We start from the raw sequence: 20,420 nt of genomic DNA, 5'->3' as shown, positions 1-20,420 counted from the left end.
GGAATTTTCAGGCGAATCGACCAGATAGCGGGCTACAGCCCGCCCTGGTGCCGCTACCAGCAAGGCGCTGGGGGTGGATCGCGCAGCAGTGACAAGTAAGGTATCCGATGCTAATAGTGATTTCTCCAGCCAAGTCGCTGGACTATGAAAGCGATATTCCCACGCTGAAAACAACCCAGCCGGATTTTCTGGCGGAATCCGCGGCGCTGGTCAAGGCGTTGCGGACATTGAGTCCGCAGCAGATCTCCAGCCTGATGAAGGTTTCCGACAAGCTGGGCGCTCTGAATTATGACCGTTTCCAGACCTGGAAGCGGCCTTTCACTGATCGGAATGCGCGCCCTGCACTGCTTGCCTTCAAAGGCGATGTGTATACCGGCCTCGAGGCTGAAAGCCTGGGCAGGCGCGATTTTGCCTATGCTCAAAAGCACCTGCGCATGCTCTCGGGCCTCTACGGCCTGCTGCGTCCCCTGGACCTGATGCAGCCCTACCGCCTGGAGATGGGTACCCGGTTTGAAAATGCCCGCGGCAAGAACCTGTACGAGTTCTGGGGAGATCGAATCACCCTGGCCCTTAACCAGCAGCTGCACAGCCTGAAGAGCCGCGAGCTGGTCAATCTGGCTTCCAATGAGTATTTCAAATCGGTTCAGTCCGGTGCGCTCGATGCAGAGGTGATTACACCGCACTTCAAGGACTTGAAGAATGGCCAGTACAAGATAATCAGTTTTTTTGCCAAGAAGGCGCGCGGCATGATGAGTCGCTGGGCCATTGATCAACGGGTAAAAAAAGCGCAAACGCTCAAGGATTTTACTATGGCGGGTTATCGTTATAGCCCGAAGATGTCCGACCAGCGCGACTGGGTATTTACTCGGGACGGGGGGCAATGAGGGATTTACCGCTTCCGGATGCGCCTTCCTGCGCGCGCAATCGCGAGCCCATTTTGCAGCACCTGCGCCGCTTGTTGGTCGATCATCAACGGGTGCTGGAAGTGGGTAGTGGTACCGGCCAGCACGCGGTGTACTTCGCTCCGTTTCTGTCGCACCTGGTATGGCAGACTTCCGAGCGGGAGGAGATGCTGCCCGGGGTCCGCGCCTGGCTCGCCAGTGCCCCAGCCGACAATCTGAGAGACCCCCTGGCCCTGGATGTCGATGCGTCCTGGCCCGCGCTGAGTGTCGATACGGTTTTCACCGCCAATACCCTGCATATTATGTCTGTGGGGTCTGTAGAGCGCTTTTTCCAACAGTTGCCGTCGGTATTGCAGCCCGGTGGACTTTTGATTGTCTACGGCCCTATGAAAATTGCCGGGGCGTTTATCGGACCCGGCAATGCCGATTTTGATCTCTGGTTAAAAGAGCGCAACCCCTTAAGTGGTATTCGCGCGCTCGAGTGGCTGGATCAACTGGCTGCAGATGCAGGGTTTATGCGTGAAGAGTTAAACTACCTGCCGGCCAATAACCAGTTGGTGGCCTGGCGTAGAAAGCGATAACGAGGAGTCACTATGCCTGCATGGTTTGAAGTATTGATCATTGTCGTCTTTGCCATTGGCGCTGTGTTCTTTTTCGCCAAATACCGCGAGACCGTTGCCGTCCTGCACGAGAGTGAACGTATGAAAACACGCCTCTCCAATGACCTGGGTCGCTACCGGGATGTGCCCCGCCTGCGCGTCCTGCGCGATGCAGTGCTGGGCAGTAAACCGCTACCCACCGATGATGACGGTAATGAGCACTTGTTGCTGCGCGACGGTGACCTGCAACTACACCACCTGATTCTACGCAGGGAGAGCACACCGGTTGGTGATGACGACAACATTACTTACATGAAAAATGGCAAACCGGTAAAGCTGGAAGAGCTGGAGTAAGGCCCCCTGTGGGGGAGAAGCCGCCCTAGGTATCGGCCATCTCTTCGCTGGTTTCCGGTGTGCGGACGGGCTTTGCGGTCAACTTGTGCTCAGGAAAGTGCAGGGTGAAGGTACTGCCCTGGGTGGGGGTACTCTCTATGCTCATCTCGCCACTGTGGCGCAGCAGTACATGCTTAACGATCGCCAATCCCAGCCCGGTGCCGCCACTGTCCCGTGAACGGCCGGGATCGACCCGGTAGAAGCGCTCTGTCAGTCGGGGGATATGCACCGGGTCTATGCCGATGCCCTGGTCCTGTACGCTGAAATGACCGCCACGGTTATCCTGCCACCAGCGCAGCTGGATTGCCCCCCCCGCTGGGCTGTACCGCACGGCGTTGAGCACCAGGTTGGCAAAGGCGCTGTGCAGCTCGCCGGCTTCTCCAAGGATGCGGCTGTCGGCTTCGCACTGCACCACAACCTTGTGGCGGCCGCCGCTAAAGCTGTGTGCCTCCCGCGCAACCCGCCCCATCAATTCGCGTACATCCACCGGCACATCCCCGATCTTGCACTCGGAGGTTTCCAGGCGCGCCAACAACAGCAGGTCGTTGACCAGTGCTGTCATGCGCACGGCCTGCTCTTCCATTTGCGCCAGGGGCCGCTGCCAGACCGGCGGTGCCAAGTCGCTGCCCTGCAGGGTTTCCAGGTAGCCGGTGATCACGGTTAGGGGGGTGCGCAGTTCGTGGGAAACATTGGCGACGAAATCGCGGCGCATCTGCTCCAGGTTGCGCAGGCGGGTGATATCGCGAACAATGACCAGCGCTTCATCCTGGCCGTAGCGGGTGACTTCGAGCTGGAGGCGAAGGGCCTCGTTGCCGGGTGCCGGCAGGGTCAGGGGTTCCCGCACCCTGCTGTCTTTGCTGTGCATGTAGCTGACAAAGCCCGGGTCACGCACAAAGTTGACCAGCGACTGCCCGGCATCACTGGCCTGCAGGCCGAGGAGTTCGCCGGCGGCGGGGTTCCACCAGGCCAGGTTATCGCCGTTCTCCAGTGCCACTATGCCCTCGCACAGGGCGTTGGTGCTGTCCTGTACCCGGCGCAACATGGCGTGCAGTTTCTGTTTTTCCCGGCGGTGGCGGCGCTGTATACGGTAGAAATCGTCGTAGATCTCCCCCCAGATACCAAAGGCGGAGGGCGCCGGGCCGCGTCGACCGCCGGCCAGCCAGCGGTTGAAGCGTTGCTGTTGCCACAACAGCGACGCCAGATAGACGGACAGCCCTGCGATCAGGGCAATCGACCAGCTGCCCCAGGTGAAACCGAGGATAGTACAGCCCAGAGTGATAAGGACAAAACGCGAAAACTCGCCAATACTGCGATCAAACATAGACTAGTCGTGTTACCAAACGGACAACAGAGGGAATCATTTCCTCCCCGGCTGAATCGCTCCCCGGCATCCACTCGCTGCGCAAAGGGCGCACCGGCGGGAATTCCGCGGGCATCAGTATCTGTCGTGTGAAATTGTCACACTTTTTCGACAGTTTGCACAGAAAATCGATAGCCGGTGCCCCGCACCGTCTGGATATAGCGGTCGTGGCGGTCCAGTGTCAGGGCCTTGCGCAGGCGGCGGATATGTACGTCCACGGTACGCTCCTCCACATAGACATTGCCACCCCAGACGTGGTCAAGTAGTTGGGTGCGGGTATAGGCGCGCTCCTGGTGGGAGAGGAAGAAGGTGAGGAGGCGAAATTCCGTGGGGCCCATATCGACCGGCTGGCCCTTGATGGTGACCCTGTGGCTGAGTGGGTCCAGTACCAGATGCCCGGCGCTGAGTGGGTCCTCGGGGGTGGCCGGGCCAGCGCGGCGCAACACCGCTTTCAATCGGGCCACCAGTTCGCGGGGGGAAAAGGGCTTGGTGATATAGTCGTCGGCGCCCGTTTCCAGCCCTTTGATTTTATTATCTTCCTCGCCTTTGGCGGTGAGCATGATAATGGGTACGGCAGTGGTCAACTCGTCGCGCTTGAGGCGTCGGGCCAGTTCGACGCCGGATACATCCGGCAGCATCCAGTCCAGCAGAATCAGGTCCGGTTTTTCATCGATCACCAGGGCGTGGGCCTCGCGCGCATTCTCCGCCTCCAGACAGCGGTAATCCGCCATTTCCAGCGCCACCCGCAGCATATCGCGCACGGCGGCCTCATCATCGACAATCAGGATCGTTTTACTGTGCATTTGTCTGCCATTCCCGCGCTGTTGTCAGGATTTCCCGTTTCCGCCGGAGATTAAACGGGAATAGTATGACAAATATATGACGGCCGTCCCGCGGCTCCCAATCCAGGGCTAATTCAGCAGATAATGCAGGGATATTCCCGTGAAAATAGCCAAACCCACCCAGTTATTGTTGAGAAAAGCCTGAAAGCAGGCATCCCGTTCCCGTTTGCGAATCAGCCACTGCTGGTAGACAAAGAGGGCGGCCACAGCCACCAAACTTAAATAATAGAAGGCGCTCATACCAAAGCGCTGACCGAGGAGCAAAAGAGCGATCACTACCAGCAACTGCAGGGCTGCAGTCATGGCTCTATCCATGTCACCAAACAGGATCGCCGTAGATTTCACTCCGATTTTCAGATCGTCGTCGCGGTCCACCATGGCGTAGAAGGTGTCGTAGCACAGGGTCCACAACAGGTTTGCCGTATACAGCAACCATGCCTGGGGGGGGATTTCGCCGCTGACCGCGGCAAATGCCATGGGGATGCCCATACTGAAAGCGGCTCCCAGGACTACCTGCGGCAGATGGGTGTGGCGCTTGGCGAAAGGGTAGCAAAAGGCGAGCGCCAGGGCCGGCAGCGACAGGAGTATCGTGAGTTTGTTGGTGGTTAGCACCAGTGCGAAGGCCGCCAGGCTGAGTCCGGCGAAGAGCCACAGGGCCGCGCGCGGGGTGACACTGCCGGTGGCGAGCGGGCGCGTCGCTGTGCGCTTTACATGGCGGTCAATTTCGCGATCAGCGAAGTCGTTGACCGCACAGCCGGCTGCGCGCATCAGGATCACCCCAAGCGTAAACACGGCCGACAGGTGCCATCCCGGCCAGCCGCCGGCAGCGAGCCACAGCGCGGACCAGGTGGGCCACAGCAGTAGCAGTGTGCCGATGGGCCTGTGCATACGGGTCAGCTGCCAGTAGGGCATCACCGCAGGCCAGCGCCGGGCAATCTGTTGGCTGATCAAGGCGGATTCTCTCCCAGGGTTTTATCGTCGGGTCCGGTGGCCTTGGGCGGCCCGCCGGGACGGAAGCTCGAGAGGAACGTCTCGGCCACCAGCAGAGGCTTGTCCCGCAGCCAGAAGGTGGAGCGGCGCCCCCAGGCATTGTCATCCTCGCGACAGAGTGCTGCCAGTTGCAAGCGGGGATTGCGTTGCAGGTGGTTGAATTCAATATCGCTTCGGCGCATGCCCGGCTCGCTGAACAGCAACTCCCCCAGTGGTCGGTTGTCCAGACTGCGCAGGTTGCGGGATTTGCCCTGCAGGCTGCGCAAAGGCAGGACACTGCGGGCATAGACCCAGGGATGGCCGCGACCGTACAACAGCACTTCGCGTACCAGCGCGCGGCTGTGTGTGCGCACATTGAGTGCGCGGCACTCCTCCGCGAGGGGCAGTTGCCAGCACTGACTCAGCACCTGCACGCGAAAATCCCCCCGGCTCTGTCGCTTGAGTGCAGCGGTGAGTGAACCGGGGTATTCCAGCCAGGGCAACAGCATCTGTGGGGGCTGGGGGTGCGCCGGTTCAAGCAGCTGCCCATGCCAATCGCCAGTGGGCACAAACGGGGATTGGTACAACGATCACTCCGCAATCTGGAAAAAGGGACATTGTACCTCGTCCGTTAACGGCTGGCCCCTTCCTGTTGCAGTTTTGCTCCCCGCGGTCTCAATAGATATAGTGCGCAGAGCATTGAAAACAACAAATACACAGAGAGAAGCTTGTTATGGGGCTTACTACCAGAATTGTGATTGCCATGGGCGCGGGTATTGCCCTTGGCCTGTTATTCAATACCCTCAATATGAGCGGGTTTCCCGGGGCCGGGGTCAATGAGGCGATTAATATCTACCTCACTGAAGGTCTGTTCGATATCGTCGGCCGGATTTTTATCGCCTCATTGAAACTTATGGTGGTGCCGCTGGTGTTGGTTTCACTGATCAGTGGCGCCTGCGCCCTGTCGGAAGGCAGCCGTATAGGTCCGCTTGCGGGTAAAACGATACTGCTTTACATGTTAACCACGGCAATAGCCATTACCCTGGCTTTGTGCCTGGCTCTGCTATTCCAGCCCGGTGTCGGTGTGAGCGAGGCAGCGGCACAGGCGACTGCCGCCTTCCAGCCAAAAGAGCCTCCACCGCTTTCCGAGGTACTGGTGAATATTTTCCCCACCAATCCGGTGGCGGCCATGGCCGAGGGCAACATGCTGCAGATTATCGTGTTTGCCCTGCTGATGGGGTATGCCATTTCCCGCTGTGGTGAACCGGGACAGCGCATCGCGGCCTTCTTTAACGACCTCAACAGTGTTGTCCTGCGTATGGTCGGGGTGCTGATGGTATTCGCTCCCTACGGGGTCTTTGCCCTGTTGGCGAAGACCTTTGCAGACTTGGGGTTGGGTGGCTTGGTGCAGCTCGGTAAATACTTCCTGGTTGTGCTGGGGGCCCTGCTGTTACACGCTTTGGGTGTCTATTCGCTTCTTCTAAAACTGCTGAGTGGCCTCAACCCGTTGGAACTGCTCAAGAAGATGCGCTCCACCATGGTGTTCGCCTTTAGCACTGCCTCTTCGGCGGCCACCATCCCGGTAACCCTGTCGACCGTGGAGAAGCGCCTGGGTGTGGACAACAAGGTGGCGGCATTCACTATCCCGCTTGGTGCCACCATCAATATGGATGGCACCGCGATTATGCAGGGGGTGGCCACGGTCTTTATTGCCCAGTTCTTCGGTGTGGAGATCGGTTTGATGGGCTATTTGACCGTAATTCTCACCGCGACCCTGGCTTCCATCGGTACTGCCGGTGTGCCCGGCGTCGGCCTGATTATGTTGGGTATGGTGCTGCAGCAGGTGGGATTGCCATTGGAGGGCATCGCCATGATCATCGGTGTCGACCGCCTGCTGGATATGGTGCGCACCGCGGTGAATATCACCGGTGATGCGGTGGTGAGCAGCGTGGTGGCGAAAAGTGAAGGCGCGCTGGATGAGGAGACTTTCTACGACGCCAACTATGACAGCGTGAGTATCAGCGATTCCCACAATACCATCGGCGCCCATTGAGGCGCTGCCCATCAGGCCTCGGCGAAACGGGGCTTGTTCTGTAACCAGCGCTGGATCAGCTGGCGCCGCATGTCCTGATTTAATCCCGGGGATGCGGCCAGCCTCTGTACCTGCGGAAGTAGCCCAGCATCCCTCTGCAGATCGGCAATCCGGTGCTGAATCTCACCGGTCTGGCGGGTGCCGAGAATTTCACCGGGCCCACGCAGGCGCAGATCCTCCTCGGCGATGGCGAAGCCGTCGCTGTGCTGGCGCAGGGCCTGCAAGCGCGCGCGGCCACTTTTTGACAGTGGCGTACCGTATAACAGCACGCAGTGACTGGCGATGGAGCCCCTCCCTACACGCCCGCGCAACTGGTGCAGTTGTGCCAGACCGAGCCGTTCCGGGTTTTCGATAATCATCAGGCTGGCGTTGGGCACATCCACCCCCACTTCGATCACGGTGGTTGCCACCAGCAGGTCCACTTCCCCCGCCGTGAAGGCGCCCATCACCTGTTCTTTCTGCTCCGGTTTGAGGCGGCCGTGCACCAGGGCTACCCGCACTCCGTCGAGCGCCTCGGTCAATTCCAGTGCGGTGGACTCAGCCGCCTGGGCCTGCAAACTTTCGGATTCCTCAATCAGTGTACAGACCCAGTAAGCCTGGCGGCCCTCGGCAATGGCGTTGTGCACCCGTTCCATCACCTGATCGCGGCGATCATTGGGAATCGCCACCGTACTGATGGGTTGCCGCCCCGGGGGCAGTTCGTCGATGATCGAGCAGTCCAGGTCGGCGAAGGCGGACATGGCCAGGGTGCGTGGAATCGGTGTCGCGGTCATGATCAACTGGTGTGGTTGGCACTTGCCAATGACACCGCTGGCGGCGCCCTTCTCGCGCAGCTCCAGGCGCTGGCGCACCCCGAAGCGGTGCTGCTCATCGATAATCACCAGTGCCAGGTTGTGGAAAGCCACTTCCGCCTGGAACAGTGCGTGAGTGCCCACCACCAGCCGGGCCTCGCCGCTGGCCACTTGTGCCAACTGTTCGCGACGCCGGCTGGCCTTGAGGCTGCCGGTGAGCTGTGCCACCACAATACCGAGAGGCTCCAGCCAGGTGCTGAAATTCAGGCGATGCTGTTCAGCGAGGATTTCCGTGGGGGCCATAACCGCCACCTGGGCGCCGGCGCCAATGCCCTTGAGTGCCGCCATGGCTGCGACCAGGGTCTTGCCGGCGCCGACATCACCCTGTAGCAGGCGCATCATAGGATAATCCCGGGCCAAGTCTGCGGCAATTTCTTGACACACCCGTTGCTGGGCTGCGGTCAGGGCAAAAGGCAGGCGCGCGAGAAAATCCCGCTCCAGGGAGGTATTCACGGCTAAAGGCGGTGCGGCGACCCTGGCGCTGTTGCGCCGAAGTTCCAGCAGGCTCAGATGGTGGGCGAGCAGTTCCTCCAGCGCCAAACGCTGCTGTACCGGGTGTAAACCGGCGGCGAGCTGCGCCTGCTGGGTATCGGCGGGGGGGGCGTGCAGGTAGACCAGGGCATCTCCGAGGGGGCAGCGCAGGGCCCTCGGGAGCAGTTCAGCGGGGAGCAGTTCTGCGATGGAGCGGTGCTGCAGTTGCGCCAGCGCCTGCTGTACCAGTCCGCGCATACGCTTTTGGCCCACGCCCTCTGTCAGGGGATACACCGGGGTCAGGGTTTCCCCGGCGGTGGCGGCCGCGCTGTCCACCACTTCGGTCTCCGGGTGGCAGAGTTCGAGTCCGGCACTGCCGCGGCGCGCTTCGCCATAGCAGCGCAGGCGGAGTCCGCGGGCAAAGCGGTTTTTCTGCGCTGGGGAAAAGTGGAAAAAGCGCAGGGTGATCGCGCCGCTGTTGTCCTGTAGCCGCACCACCAGGCTGCGCCGCCGCCCGAAGACGATATCCGCTGTGGCCACTTCCCCTTCAATCACCGCATCTTGCCCCGCATTCAGATCGGCAATGGAAATAACCCGCGTGCGGTCCTGGTAGCGCAGAGGCAGGTGAAAGAGCAGATCCTGCAGGGAGCGAATGTGCAGCTTTTCCAACACCTGGGCAAATTTATCCCCAACGCCCTTCAGGGTGGTGACAGGCTGTTGGGCCAGGCTGGTTAGGGTTCGATCAGATGACACTGGCTGATCGCCTCACGCAGGATATCAATGGCGCGGTGGCGCGGGAAACTGGCTCGCCAGGCCAGGGCGACGGTGCGATGTGGCCCCGGCGCGGTGAAGGGACGGGTTTCCAGCAGACCACTGGCGTATTGCGGCGCTGTGGCGGCGGACAGGGGCAGTATGGTAATGCCGAGCCCGGAGGCCACCATATGGCGCAGGGTTTCCAGGGAGCTGCCGTCGGAGGCGGTGCGGATGCCTCCACTACCCGCGTGCCTTTCCATGCTCAAGTGCAGGTGCGGGCAGGCCTCCAGGACCTGATCACGGAAGCAGTGCCCTTCGCCAAGGAGCAGGACATTGTCCTCAGTGAGCTGGTCCGGAGAGAGGCTCTCGTGCTCTGCCAGGGGGTGTCCCGCCGGCAGCAACACCACGAAAGGCTCGTCATAGAGGGGTTGGGTAACCACATCCGGCTCGGTAAAAGGCAGCGCGATAATAATTGAATCCAGATCCCCCTTGCGCAGGCGCCGGCGCAGGGTGGCCGTATAGCCCTCTTCCACGTAGAGGGGCATTTCCGGAGCCAGGTGCTGCAGTTGCGGTATAAAGTGCGGGAACAGATAGGGTCCGATGGTAAAGATTGCGCCCACAGATAGCGGGCTGGCCAGCTGATCCTTGCCCGCGCTTGCGATGTCCTTGATTGCCGCCGACTGTTCCAGTACCAGCTGGGCCTGGGCGACGATGCGCTCTCCCAAAGGCGTTGCTTGTACCCGGGTCTTGGAGCGCTCAAACAGCGCCACACCCAGCTCTTTTTCCAATTTCTTGACTGCGATCGACAGTGTTGGCTGGCTCACGTAGCAGCGTTCGGCGGCACGGCCGAAATGCTGTTCCTGGGCGAGGGTGACGATGTAACGCAATTCATTGAGAGTCATAGTAAAGGTAATCAATTATTCTCTGGTGATAGATATTATTCATATATAATAGCCGATGGCCAATATCTGGGCGCACTCTGTAGCCTGGAGTCAAAAATTGGAAAAATTTACCAATTATGAGCGCACCTAGAGGATTGAGGCGCAAAATTTTGCTATATCTAATGGGAGCACAGCGAACGGAGAAGCGTGATGGGAATTCTATCCTGGGTCATTCTCGGACTGATTGCCGGCGCCTTGGCGAAGTGGATTATGCCCGGAAAAGATCCCGGTGGCTGGATAGTCACTATGGCCATTGGCATTATCGGTGCCTTTATCGGTGGTTGGCTGGGCGCCCTGGCGGGGATCGGCGGGCCAGTGACCGGTTTTGGTTTCGGCGACATAATAACAGCGACCATTGGCGCAATTATCTTTCTTGCGATTTACCGCCTGCTCAAGCGGCGCGGTAATTAGGCAAAAAACCGGCACAGTTGACGGTATGGCGGGGCCGCCGGTGCCCCGCACCGGTATTCATGGATGATAGCCCGCGATGGTTTGCGGGATCATTCTGGAGCCTTTCGAAGGTATTGGGCGAACAGGGCTTGAGTGCATCCAGATCTGGGGTTTCTCTGGCAGGACTCTATAAAACAGAATCAAGGGAATAGGGCAGATGGGCGGTTTTTCGCATTGTTTGCCGGGAACGATATGACACAACAAGAAAATCTTTGGGTCCTTGGATGTGGCGACCTCGGAGCGCGTCTGGCGCTGAATATAGACCGCGACAAATATACGGTGTACGGCATGCGGCGCAACCCGCTGGTGGCTCTGGCGAGCAAGCGCCGCGCAGATGCGGTCAACTGGCGCAGGGGGGATGCCACCAGGGCGAGGGATATAGAGCGATTGCTGGTTACCGGGGCCGATATTGTCCTCGCCACATTCAGCCCGGATGAACATACACCCGGCGGTTACCAGCGGGCCTATGTGGAAACCGCCAGAGCGCTCGGTGAGGTGATTCCGCTTCTGCCCAAACCGCCCCGACTGGTACTCTGGGTATCCTCCACCCGGGTCTATGGACAGAGTGGGGAGGAGTTTATCGATGAGCAGACTCCGCCGGTGCCCGGCGGTTTCCAGGGAGAGGCGCTGTTGAAGGCGGAGGAAATAATACGAGCGGCTGTGCCTGCCGCCTGTATTGTGCGCTTTGCCGGTATCTATGGGCCGGGCCGCGACCGCTTGCTGTCCCAGGTTCGCGCCGGGCGCTGCGCACCCCCGCAACCGCCCCAGTACAGCAACCGTATCCATGTGGATGACTGTATCGGCTTTCTGCTGCACCTGGTCGAGCGGCACAGGGAGGGCTGGACGCCGGAACCGCTCTATATCGTTGCCGACAGCAAACCCGTGCCCATGTACGAACTGCAGCAGTGGCTGGTAAAGGCCATGGGGTATACCAGTGCACATTTGCGCGAGATAGTACAGACCAGCGTGCGGCGCTCAAAGAGGCTGGGGAACCAGCGTATGCTGGCCAGCGGTTACGCGTTGAAATACCCGGATTACAAGGCCGGCTACGGCGCCCTGCTGGCGGCGGAGGGCTGAGCCGCTGTTGTTTGAAGCGGACGGTTTTTCCGGCATTGTTTACAGGCGCGGATGGTGCAATGGCTGGAGGCGCTCAGGGCACCATCACGCCTTCGGCTTCAAATTGTGCCCCCAGGGGCAGCTCCTTGACGGCGACAGTCGCCCGCGCCGGGTAGGGCTCCTGAAAGAATTCTGCCATCACCTCGTTGAGGCGGGCAAAGTTGCCGCTGTCGGTGATATAAAGGTTCAGCTTTACAATATGTTGCAGTGAGCCGTCCGCCGCCTCACAGACGGCTTTCAGATTGCGAAACACCTGGCGCACCTCGTCGGCAAAACTGCCGCAAACCATTTGCTGTGTGTGGGGATCAAGCCCGATCTGCCCGGACAAGTAAACCGTATTGTTGACCTTTACCGCCTGGGAATAGGTGCCCGCTGCGGCCGGTGCCTTGTCTGTTTTTATAATTGCGCGGTTGGGCATAGGGTACTCCTTTACCTGTTGGTATTTGAGAAGGAAAGCCGATAAATATAGCGCGCTTTAACGACAAATGGCAGCGTCAACAGAGAGGAAAGCGGGGAGGCCCACCGGCTTGTAAATTGTGCATGGCGGCGGGTACCCTGCCTAGGGGCGTGCGATGCGGATGACCGAAGGCAGGTTGCGCAGCCGCTTCATGACCCTCGCCAGGTGCACCCGGCCGCCCACTTCCAATGTCAGGGAGATCACACTGTTGTGTGCATCTTTTTCATCCACATTGATTTGCTCAATACTGGCTCCCTCTTCCGTAATCCGGGTCGCCAGGCGCGCGATAATGCCGCGTTCGGATTCCACCTCCACGCGCACATCGCCGAGAAAGTCCCCTTTGACATCCGGTGACCAGTTTACCAGCATAATGTTTTCCGGATGTTCGCGAAATTCACCAGTATTGCGGCAGGTATCCCGGTGCACGACCACTCCTTTGCCGGAGCTGATATGGCCAATAATGGTATCTCCGGGGATTGGCCTGCAACAGCGTGCGAAGCTGATCATCATGCCCTCCTGGGCGTCGATGGTCAGCGGTGAGGAGATATGGCTCATTTCGGCCTCTTCACTGTGTGCCGGGGCCAGCAGCTTGGCTGCGGAGAAGGCGACTTTATTGCCGAGGCCAATCTCTTCCAGCAGCTTGTCCAGGGTCGCGCATTTGGCGTCCTGCAGGCCTCGTGTCAGCTGCTCCTCGGTCAGTGCTTCCAGGCGTGTTTCAAACTTGCTCAGGGCTTTTTCCAGCAGGCGCCGGCCGAGGGCGATGGAGTCGTGGTGGCGCTGGTGCTTGAGGAAGTGACGAATAGCGCTGCGGGCCTTGGCGGTAACGACAAAATTGAGCCAGTTGGGATTCGGCTGGGCATTTTTACGGGTGAGAATTTCAACTTTCTGTCCGCTCTCCAGGGGTTGCGACAGTGGCGCCAGGCGTTGGTTGATGCGTACGGCCACACAGGTATTGCCGATATCCGTATGGACTGAATAGGCGAAGTCCACGGCGGTGGCACCGGCGGGCAGGTCGATAATCTGGCCCTTTGGGGTGAACACGTAGACTTCGTCGGGGAACAGGTCGATCTTGACATTCTCGATAAACTCCAGGGAGTCGCCTGCGCGCTGCTGCATTTCCAGCAGCCCCTGCACCCAGCGGCGTGCGCGCACCTGGCTGGTGCCGCCGGTGTTGATCACCTCTTCGCCGGAAGCCTTGTACAGCCAGTGGGCGGCAATGCCGCTGTTGGCCATCTCGTCCATTTCCTTGGTACGTAGCTGTACCTCGATCGGTACGCCGTGCATACCCAGCAGCACGGTGTGCAGCGACTGGTAGCCGTTGGATTTGGGGATAGCGATATAATCCTTGAAGTCTGAAATCACCGGTTTATACAGGCTGTGCATCACACCGAGTACCCGGTAGCAGGTGTCCACGCTGTCCACGATGATGCGAAAGGCATAGACGTCCATGATCTCCTTGAAGGATTTCTTTTTCGCACGCATCTTCTGGTAAATACTGAAAAGATGCTTCTCGCGGCCGATCACCAGGGCGCTGATGCCCTCCCGTTGCAGGCGCAGTTCGATGGCGTTCTGAATCTGTTCGAGTAGTTCCTTGCGGTTGCCGCGTGCGGCAACCAGGGCGGCGCGCAGCCGGCTGGCGCGCAGGGGGTAGATGGCGAAGAAGGCGCGGTCCTCGAATTCTATACGCACGTCGTTCATCCCCAGGCGGTGGGCAATAGGTGCGTAGATTTCCAGGGTTTCGCGGGCGATACGCGCACGTTTCTGCGGTTTTAGTGCGCCCAGGGTGCGCATGTTGTGCAGGCGGTCGGCCAGCTTTACCAGGATGACGCGAATATCCCGCGCCATGGCCAGGGCCATTTTCTGGAAGTTTTCCGCCTGCTTTTCCGCCGCGCTGTCGGTTTCAAACTGGGTCAGCTTGGAGACGCCGTCGACGAGATCGGCCACCTCGCTGCCAAACTGCTCCGCCAGTGCCGCCTTGGGGATGCCGGTATCCTCGATCACGTCGTGCAGCATGGCCGCAGCCAGGCTCTCGTGATCCATATGCATACCCGCGAGAATGGTTGCCACCGCCAGGGGGTGGGTCACATAGGGTTCGCCGGAGCGGCGCTGCTGCCCGTCGTGGGCCTGTTCGGCATAGAAATAGGCGCGGCGGACTATCTGGATCTGATCGGGGGACAGGTATGAGGAGAGGCGGTGGGCCAGACTATCGATGGTGTGCAATGCCGCGCGCGCCTCTCATATCACTTACTAACACTCAGCAGGAATAGACCGGAATCAGATTTCCTGGCCGGAGAGATAAGCCGGGGCCGCCATGGTGGCGGGTGTTTCATCAATATCCGGTTCATTGAGGACGCTGGCGTCTACCAGGCCTTCCCCGATTTCGCGCAGGGCGATCACGGTGGGTTTGTCGTTTTCCTCTGGAACCAGAGGGTCCCGGCCGCCGGTGGCGATCTGACGGGCGCGTCGGCTACCCACGATAACAAGCTCGAAGCGGTTGTCGACGTGCTCCAGGCAGTCCTCAACTGTAATACGTGCCATAAACTTTCGGTTCCATTCTCTGTGCCCGGAGGGCAAATTGTGTTCGGGGGAGCGACTATTTTACCGGACCATATAGTGTACGCAATTCGATCAATCAGCTCAATGGCGCAGCAGTGCCTGTAACAGTGCCCCGTGGCGCAGTTGCTGCTGCGCGAGGCGCTGACGCTGGGCAAGGATTATAGCGCGCAGCTCTGTCAGGGCCTGGTCGAAGTCATCGTTGATCACCAGATAATCCGCTTCGACATAGTGTGTCATCTCGTCGATGGCCTGGCCCATACGTCGATCAATCACGGGCTGGTCATCCTGGCCGCGGTCGGTGAGGCGCTCGCGCAGAGCTTGTTGGGACGGCGGCAGGATAAAGATCCCGACAGTATCGGTATGCAGGCGTCGCACCTGTGCAGCGCCTTGCCAGTCGATTTCCAGAATAACGTCACAACCCCTGGCGAGGGTCTCTTCCACTTCCTTTTTGGCGGTGCCGTAGTAATTGTCGCCGTACACCTGGGCGTGCTCGAGAAAAGCATTCTGCTCGAGCATTGCCAGGAACCCCTCGCGCTCCACGAAGTGGTAATCAATACCCTGCACCTCACCGGAGCGTTTGGCGCGGGTGGTATGGGAAACAGACACTGTGACCTGGCTGTCGCTTGCCACCAGCGCCTTCACCAGGCTGGTTTTCCCTGCACCTGAGGGTGCGGACACGGTATAGAGGGTTCCTGTTGGCACATCTGGTCCTGTTCGCGGGCAAAACGTGCATTATAGCCCAAGCTCCGGCATTGCGGTGCCTGCAAGGGGTGGAACAATGGGACATAAAAGTGGGAAAAGGTTAAACACCGACCGGGGTTGAGGGGGCAGTGTTGGGCGTTTCAGGTGCATGATAACGTCTGCACACCGGTGCCGGCCGGAATCGCCTGTGCGCATGTGCTCAATCACCGCAGGCTTTCTGCGATAGAGACTTGCCCCGCGTTGCTAATGGCTAGCGAGGGCGACGGTATCTTTTTTGTCCGTGATTGCCAGCCACCACCACAGCAGGGCGCTGATAAAAATATAGGCAGTGAAAACGGGCACAAATTTGGCGCTTAGCAGCGGCAGGGCCCCGGCCAGAAGCCCCAGGCGCAGGGGCTCCAGAACTCTGGCCCATAGGTGCCCGTCCAGGATGCGCCCGTTGACCATTAGGCAGAATACCAGTGCGGTCACAACCGCCAACAGCGGTGCAAAGCCCAGTTGTGTACTGAGCCAGAGCAGGGCCAGGCTGGCGACGGAATAGCACAGGTGCTGGATCAGCGCATAGTTGCGGCGGCCGCGGCGGATGCGGGGATTGAAGCGCTGGAAATGCGTCAGGTCGGTGGAAGATACGGGCATGGCCGCCTCCGCATCTGCAGGTCGGTAGCCGGTGGGGCGAAACCACAGGGTAAGTTTGTCCCGCCAGCGTTTGGTGTACCAGGCATCCAGTGCCATGCGCTTCAAATGCTGCAGGTTGGCCGCCAGGGGGTCGAAGGTGTTGAGGGGTTTGCGTACGCCGTAGATACAGGGTTCGCTGTCGAGCTCCTCCTGGTAGGTGCCAAACAGGCGGTCCCATAAAATCAGGATGCCACCGTAATTTTTGTCTACATAGACCGTGTTCTGGGCGTGATGTACCCGGTGGTTGGACGGGGTGATAAAGAACCACTCCATCCAGCGTATCTTGGGAATTTTTTGTGTATGTACCCAGAATTGGTAGAGAAGATCTATGGCGCCGGCGGTGATCACCATCTCTGCGGGCAGGCCGATCAGTAGCAGCGGCAGATAAAAGACCCACTCGAGTTGCAGGCCGCCGCTCGATTGGCGCAGGGCGGTGGTGAGATTGTAGTCCTCGCTCTGGTGGTGCACCACGTGCCCGGCCCAGAAGAGATTTATCTCGTGACTGATACGGTGTTTCCAGTAGTAGCAGAAGTCGTAGGCGATGACCGCAATACACAGGTGCCAGCCATTGGTCATGGACCAGTCGACGCCCACCAGCTGGTAATAGGGCGCCAGCAAATGGTACAGCGGGATATACACAACCAGGAACAAACTTTTATAGGTCAGCCCCAAGATGCGGCTGAGGATGCCCGTACTGAGATTGCCGAGAGCGTCGTTAAGGCGGTAGACCCCCCAGCCTTTCCAGCGGTCTAATGCGAGTTCGGACAGGACAGCGATAAGAAAAAAAGGAATGGCAAGGGTAATCAGACTCACGGTGACCTCTTAGGGTATAGATAACACTTGATACCGTAGTTGTCTCGACTTTGCCACACAGGGCGCATGTGGCAAATATTTACAGGGGCTGGATTCCGAAATTCATCAGTGTTAGCGCCGGGAAATCCTTCAGAGATAGCCGATGGGACCCAGGGGAGCCGGACAAAAGCTTTGCTAGAGCCTGGGCCCGCACCAATCAAGGCCGCTGAAAAGACCGGAGCAAAGCCAACAAGAAGCGCCGAAGGAAGCCTGAAGGCGCCAAGCCCCCGCAACAGCTGGCGAGAGCCTGAGCCATTGACTGCAGCGGCCAATTCGGCCGGATGAAGTTAACACCTTTGGTGGGGTTTACAACGCATTCTGCGGACATGTCGCAACTTCAAAGGCCCCCTTCAATAGCCCTTAATACCGCGGAAATAACCCAGCTAGAAAAGTGGGGGCATTGGGGTGATGATTCCATCGCCACTGGAGTAACACCGGGTTGTCTGGAGGAGCGCACTAACAGAGAAGCTAAAAGGTGTCGCGCAGATGGTGGACAATATGTGCCTCTCTTCAAGTGCAGACCCGTTATCGCGACTGGCTTTATGGAAAAGGTGTAATGGTTGTCAGTGAAAAATTCAGGCACGTCAATCAAGGGAAAAGTTGCAGTGTACGGAGTTTTCGGGCACCACTGGGGAAAAGGTGACAACAGACAACAGGACAAAGAACCGGGTCAGCTTACACACAGATTTTGCAGGATATCTTTCATCTCTTTAGCCAACCTCAGAAAAACGGCTCAGTGATCAATGCCCGGTTGAAATTTCCGCGCTTTCAGTGATCCCCTTGTACTGGCCCGGCGTGCATGGATCCGGGTATTACTCGATATTTTGCACCTGCTCCCTCATCTGCTCAATGAGAACCTTCAGCTCCACCGCCGCTTGGGTGGTACTGGTTACGATGGATTTTGCAGACAGGGTATTGGCTTCGCGATTAAATTCCTGCATCAGAAAGTCCAGCCGTCGACCTATGGCGCCGCCACCAGAGAGCACCCGGCGTGTCTCGGCGGTGTGCGCACCCAGGCGGTCCAGCTCTTCATCCACATCCGCTTTTTGAGCCAGAAGTACGATTTCCTGCTCCAGGCGCTCTTTGTCCAGATCCAACGAGAACTCCTCTAGTCGGCTGCGCAGCTTTTCCCGTTGCGCCTCCAGTATTTGTGGAAGCAGCCTGCGCACCTGGGAGATTTGTTCCTCAATGCCCACCAAGCGGGCTTCAATAAAATTGGCCAGCTCTGCCCCTTCGCGCTCCCGATTTGCGCGAAGCTGTTGCAGTGCTTGGCGAAAAGCCTGGAGAACAGTGGCGGATTGTCGCTCGGGATCGGTTTCCGGCTCACCGATGACACCGGGCCACTGGAGAATCTGCAAAGGGTTGAGCGGCAGGGTATCTTCGTTCGCGGCTACTTGCTTGGCGGCCTGCAACAGGGCTTGCGCCAATGCCTGGTTAATCTCCAGTCCGACGGTTTCCCCAATGTTGGGCTTGAGGGTCAGGGTGAGTTCGATTTTGCCGCGGGACAGATTTTTGCGCAAAATATCCCGCAACTGAGCCTCCAGGGGGCGCGCGGTCTCCGGGAGGCGAAAGTTGGGCTCCAGGTAGCGGTGGTTGACTGAGCGCAGTTCCCAGATGGCGGTCCCTGTTTCGAAAATGGCCTCGGCGCGCCCGAAAGCGGTCATGCTACGCACGCTGTTTTGTTCCCGGTTATCGGCCATTGCGGATCCTCTGCAGGCGTTTTGTCAGCCCGGCATCATAGCACAGCGTCCGGATGCCCATGGGGGAGTATATAATGCAGGGCTTCCATGCAATAGATCGAGGTGAATTATGCAGCGACCCAGTGGCCGCGCAGCGGCGCAACTGCGCCCCATCAAGATAACCCGCAACTATACCCGTCACGCCGAGGGTTCTGTGCTGGTGGCGTTCGGGGGTACAAAAGTGTTGTGCAATGCCTCTGTCTCGAATGAAGTGCCGCGGTTTTTGCGCGGTCGGGGCAGTGGCTGGATCACGGCGGAGTACGGTATGTTGCCGCGCTCCACCGGTACACGTATGCCGCGGGAGGCAGCCAAGGGCAAGCAGAGTGGCCGCACGGTGGAGATTCAGCGCCTGATTGGTCGCTCGCTGCGGGCGGCAGTGGATCTGGAGAAGCTCGGTGAAAACCAGATTACCCTCGATTGTGATGTCATTCAGGCCGATGGTGGTACGCGCACAGCGGCGATTACCGGTGCCTGCGTGGCGCTGGTGGACGCCCTGCGCCATATGCAGCGGGAAAAGCTTCTCATCCAAGACCCGCTGTTAAACCTGGTTGCGGCGGTGTCAGTGGGTATCTATGCGGGGCAGCCGGTGCTGGACCTGGATTACCCCGAGGACAGTAGCGCCGATACCGATATGAACCTGGTGATGGCGGCAGACGGCGGAATGATTGAGGTGCAGGGAACCGCCGAAGGCGCGCCCTTTTCTGAAAAGCAGTTTGCCCAGATGCTGGGTTTGGGCAAGGCGGGGATCGACGAACTGATTGCCCTGCAGAAAAAGGCGCTGGATGCGCGGGGCGACTGAGATTCGGCAGACTCCTGGCTGCCTGGCCCGGCAGTCTCTGCCGGGGCGCAAATGCTCGCGGAGTTCAGTACCGCCCGGGCCCGCCGCTAATCACACTTCGAGGTCATAATCCATGCTGACCGGCAGGTGGCTGGAAAAGCTGACGTTCTTGTTGATGGCGCCGTACTCGATGCGATTCTTCAGCCCGTGTGAGACTATCTGCATATCGATGCGCCAACCATCGCCCTCGCCGAGGGTGCCACTGGGCCACCAGGTGAATTCATCAGTGTCTTTGACCACCCGACGGAAAGCATCGGCATAGCCGATTTCATTGAACAACTGGTCCAGCCAGCGCTGTTCATGGCGCATAAATCCCGGAGTGTCCTGATGGTCCTGCCAGTTCTGCACGTCGGCGCGGCGGTGGGCCATGCCCCAGTTGCCGCAGAAGATAAAGTCACGGCGTTTGCGGCTGACCTTGTGCAGGTGCGCCTGCATATCGTCGAAGAACTGTACCTTTTTCTCCAGGGTTGCCTCACCGGTGGCTGCGGGGGCGAGCAGCGAGCCGACACTCAGGCGCTCGAAGTCCGCCTGTAAATAGCGTCCGAACATGTCCTCACCACTGGCAAAGCCCATACCAAAGATAATGGCTTTGGGCTGGCTGCGGGTGTAGATGGCCACCCCATTTTCGTGCGGTGTTCCCGAGTCGAAGAAATAGCTGTAATAACCGTCGGGGTGAAAGACGGGGTGGTCCAGCTGGGGCTCGAGGGCACGCAGGTCCTGTAGACAGATAATGTCTGCGTCCTGCTCTGCCAACCAATCGTAGAGGCCGCGTTGTGCGGCCTGGTGAACGCCGTCCACCGACAAGCTTACTATTCGCATTATTAGCCCCTTACCAGCGGACTGTGTATCATTAGAAACATTA

At 59.1% G+C, this 20,420-nt stretch carries 20 protein-coding genes; 7 read left to right on the top strand and 13 right to left on the bottom strand.

Translation table 11 applies throughout. The features are described from left to right. Positions 1-107 precede the first annotated feature (107 nt). Genes yaaA through Q1A48_RS08065 form a run of 3 tightly spaced genes read left to right on the top strand, consistent with a single transcriptional unit; the run spans position 108 to position 1,855 of the window. Positions 108-884: a peroxide stress protein YaaA gene (gene yaaA / locus Q1A48_RS08075; protein ID WP_299943227.1), complete on the top strand. Its 777-nt coding sequence runs from the start codon at positions 108-110 to the stop codon at positions 882-884. Continuing rightward, positions 881-1,483 (top strand): DUF938 domain-containing protein, encoded by a 603-nt coding sequence (locus tag Q1A48_RS08070; RefSeq protein WP_299943225.1) that lies wholly within the window; start codon positions 881-883, stop codon positions 1,481-1,483. Before yaaA ends, Q1A48_RS08070 begins: the two co-directional genes overlap by 4 nt. A 12-nt stretch (positions 1,484-1,495) precedes the next feature. Next, positions 1,496-1,855, top strand: a complete 360-nt coding sequence (locus Q1A48_RS08065; RefSeq protein WP_299943223.1) for a hypothetical protein — start codon at positions 1,496-1,498, stop codon at positions 1,853-1,855. Positions 1,856-1,880: 25 nt separating this feature from the next. Here Q1A48_RS08065 and phoR read toward each other — a convergent pair whose 3' ends face one another. The 4 genes from phoR to Q1A48_RS08045 form a co-directional block, all read right to left on the bottom strand. Further along, complete coding sequence (gene phoR, locus Q1A48_RS08060; protein ID WP_299943221.1) at positions 1,881-3,215, bottom strand: phosphate regulon sensor histidine kinase PhoR; 1,335 nt, start codon at positions 3,213-3,215, stop codon at positions 1,881-1,883. A gap of 137 nt (positions 3,216-3,352) precedes the next feature. Then, on the bottom strand, positions 3,353-4,057 hold the full coding sequence (gene phoB / locus Q1A48_RS08055; protein ID WP_299943219.1) for a phosphate regulon transcriptional regulator PhoB: 705 nt from the start codon (positions 4,055-4,057) through the stop codon (positions 3,353-3,355). A 108-nt stretch (positions 4,058-4,165) separates the two neighbouring features. Beyond that, the gene (ubiA, locus tag Q1A48_RS08050) at positions 4,166-5,008 is read right to left on the bottom strand and encodes a 4-hydroxybenzoate octaprenyltransferase (RefSeq protein WP_299943265.1); all 843 of its coding nucleotides are present in this window, start codon (positions 5,006-5,008) and stop codon (positions 4,166-4,168) included. A gap of 35 nt (positions 5,009-5,043) precedes the next feature. Further along, the gene (locus Q1A48_RS08045; RefSeq protein WP_299943217.1) at positions 5,044-5,652 is read right to left on the bottom strand and encodes a chorismate lyase; all 609 of its coding nucleotides are present in this window, start codon (positions 5,650-5,652) and stop codon (positions 5,044-5,046) included. A 146-nt stretch (positions 5,653-5,798) separates the two neighbouring features. Here Q1A48_RS08045 and Q1A48_RS08040 point away from each other — a divergent pair, with 146 nt between their 5' ends. Beyond that, positions 5,799-7,118: a dicarboxylate/amino acid:cation symporter gene (locus tag Q1A48_RS08040; protein ID WP_299943215.1), complete on the top strand. Its 1,320-nt coding sequence runs from the start codon at positions 5,799-5,801 to the stop codon at positions 7,116-7,118. 11 nt (positions 7,119-7,129) lie between these two features. On the opposite strand, the gene recG is transcribed toward Q1A48_RS08040, so the two are convergent. Together recG and Q1A48_RS08030 are read right to left on the bottom strand one after the other, a co-directional pair. Beyond that, positions 7,130-9,232, bottom strand: a complete 2,103-nt coding sequence (recG, locus tag Q1A48_RS08035) for an ATP-dependent DNA helicase RecG (protein ID WP_299943213.1) — start codon at positions 9,230-9,232, stop codon at positions 7,130-7,132. Further along, on the bottom strand, positions 9,211-10,134 hold the full coding sequence (locus Q1A48_RS08030; RefSeq protein WP_299943262.1) for a hydrogen peroxide-inducible genes activator: 924 nt from the start codon (positions 10,132-10,134) through the stop codon (positions 9,211-9,213). Before Q1A48_RS08030 ends, recG begins: the two co-directional genes overlap by 22 nt. A 189-nt stretch (positions 10,135-10,323) precedes the next feature. Here Q1A48_RS08030 and Q1A48_RS08025 point away from each other — a divergent pair, with 189 nt between their 5' ends. Both Q1A48_RS08025 and Q1A48_RS08020 read left to right on the top strand, forming a co-directional pair. Beyond that, positions 10,324-10,584 carry a GlsB/YeaQ/YmgE family stress response membrane protein gene (locus tag Q1A48_RS08025; RefSeq protein WP_299943211.1) on the top strand — a complete coding sequence of 87 codons (261 nt, stop codon included), beginning with the start codon at positions 10,324-10,326 and terminating at the stop codon, positions 10,582-10,584. Positions 10,585-10,815: 231 nt separating this feature from the next. Continuing rightward, positions 10,816-11,700 carry an NAD-dependent epimerase/dehydratase family protein gene (locus Q1A48_RS08020; protein WP_299943209.1) on the top strand — a complete coding sequence of 295 codons (885 nt, stop codon included), beginning with the start codon at positions 10,816-10,818 and terminating at the stop codon, positions 11,698-11,700. 73 nt (positions 11,701-11,773) lie between these two features. Here Q1A48_RS08020 and Q1A48_RS08015 read toward each other — a convergent pair whose 3' ends face one another. The 6 genes from Q1A48_RS08015 to Q1A48_RS07990 form a co-directional block, all read right to left on the bottom strand. Beyond that, a complete protein-coding gene (locus tag Q1A48_RS08015) occupies positions 11,774-12,157 on the bottom strand; it encodes a RidA family protein (RefSeq protein ID WP_299943207.1) in 384 nt (127 codons plus the stop codon). 141 nt (positions 12,158-12,298) lie between these two features. After that, complete coding sequence (gene spoT / locus Q1A48_RS08010) at positions 12,299-14,416, bottom strand: bifunctional GTP diphosphokinase/guanosine-3',5'-bis pyrophosphate 3'-pyrophosphohydrolase (protein ID WP_299943205.1); 2,118 nt, start codon at positions 14,414-14,416, stop codon at positions 12,299-12,301. 54 nt (positions 14,417-14,470) lie between these two features. Continuing rightward, entirely contained in the window at positions 14,471-14,734 is a 264-nt protein-coding gene (gene rpoZ, locus Q1A48_RS08005; RefSeq protein ID WP_299943203.1) for a DNA-directed RNA polymerase subunit omega, read from the bottom strand. 99 nt (positions 14,735-14,833) lie between these two features. Then, the gene (gene gmk / locus Q1A48_RS08000) at positions 14,834-15,454 is read right to left on the bottom strand and encodes a guanylate kinase (protein WP_299943201.1); all 621 of its coding nucleotides are present in this window, start codon (positions 15,452-15,454) and stop codon (positions 14,834-14,836) included. 243 nt (positions 15,455-15,697) lie between these two features. Then, positions 15,698-16,942 (bottom strand): sterol desaturase family protein, encoded by a 1,245-nt coding sequence (locus tag Q1A48_RS07995; protein WP_299943199.1) that lies wholly within the window; start codon positions 16,940-16,942, stop codon positions 15,698-15,700. 851 nt (positions 16,943-17,793) lie between these two features. After that, on the bottom strand, positions 17,794-18,681 hold the full coding sequence (locus Q1A48_RS07990; RefSeq protein WP_299943197.1) for a YicC/YloC family endoribonuclease: 888 nt from the start codon (positions 18,679-18,681) through the stop codon (positions 17,794-17,796). 109 nt (positions 18,682-18,790) lie between these two features. Between Q1A48_RS07990 and rph the strand changes: the two genes are divergently transcribed. After that, positions 18,791-19,519: a ribonuclease PH gene (gene rph, locus Q1A48_RS07985; RefSeq protein ID WP_299943195.1), complete on the top strand. Its 729-nt coding sequence runs from the start codon at positions 18,791-18,793 to the stop codon at positions 19,517-19,519. A 90-nt stretch (positions 19,520-19,609) separates the two neighbouring features. Here the strand turns inward: rph and Q1A48_RS07980 are convergent, their stop codons facing one another. Beyond that, complete coding sequence (locus Q1A48_RS07980) at positions 19,610-20,377, bottom strand: exodeoxyribonuclease III (RefSeq protein ID WP_299943193.1); 768 nt, start codon at positions 20,375-20,377, stop codon at positions 19,610-19,612. Between the last annotated feature and the right edge of the window lie 43 nt (positions 20,378-20,420).

Origin of the sequence: uncultured Microbulbifer sp., from assembly GCF_947489355.1 — a bacterium.
In the GTDB taxonomy this organism is placed as follows: Bacteria; Pseudomonadota; Gammaproteobacteria; order Pseudomonadales; family Cellvibrionaceae; genus Microbulbifer.
Note: the sequence above shows the minus strand (reverse complement) of the source record. Positions and strands in the feature narration are given on the sequence as shown.